This is a genomic window from Caballeronia arvi, assembly GCF_001544695.2.
Taxonomy (GTDB): Bacteria; Pseudomonadota; Gammaproteobacteria; order Burkholderiales; family Burkholderiaceae; genus Caballeronia; species Caballeronia arvi.
Genome location: NZ_FCOM02000329.1, coordinates 1 through 630, shown reverse-complemented (window position 1 = coordinate 630; position 630 = coordinate 1). Strand labels below are relative to the sequence as shown.

Genomic DNA, 630 nt, shown 5'->3' with positions numbered 1-630 from the left:
GCGGGCGAACTGAAGCACGGTCCGCTTGCCCTCGTCACGAACGAGATGCCCGTCATCACGATCGCACCCAACGACGCCTTGCTCGAAAAGCTCAAGTCGAACATGCAAGAAGTGCGTGCGCGAGGTGGCCAGCTTTTTGTGCTCGCTGATGCCGGTGCGACGATCGAAAGCAGTGACGGCGTGCGTGTGATTCAGTTGCCGGAACATCATGGGCCGCTGTCGCCGATTCTTCACGTCGTACCGTTACAACTGCTCGCCTACCATACCGCCTGTGCGCGCGGCACGGATGTCGACAAGCCGCGCAATCTGGCGAAATCGGTCACCGTCGAGTGAGTGGGAAGCATGCGAACGACGCTTATGCGTATTGCTGTGCTCGCCCTGATGACGACATGCAGCCTCGTCCCGTCCGTGTATGCGGACGGGACGAAAACCGCCAACTTAGCGAAACCACCTTCATCAACGCTCATCGAATTTCCGGCGGGCGATCTGCGCGCCTACATGCACGGCATCGGCGCGGTCACCGATGCGCGCGGCGTGACAAGCGTGTTCTTCGGCAGTTCGGGCCTGCCGCCGCGCGGTGCAGGTTCTGATGGCAACTGGACGCATGATGTATATGTCGCGCGCTGGTCA

The 630-nt window shown here is 61.0% G+C and carries 1 protein-coding gene and 1 pseudogene; both read left to right on the top strand.

Annotation, left to right across the window (positions count from 1 at the left end):
- The coding region (locus tag AWB74_RS45185) for an SIS domain-containing protein (protein WP_143749580.1) at positions 1–333 on the top strand (333 nt) is incomplete at its 5' end.
- A 9-nt stretch (positions 334–342) separates the two neighbouring features.
- Positions 343–630: pseudogene (locus tag AWB74_RS45180) on the top strand (hypothetical protein); the annotation flags it as partial.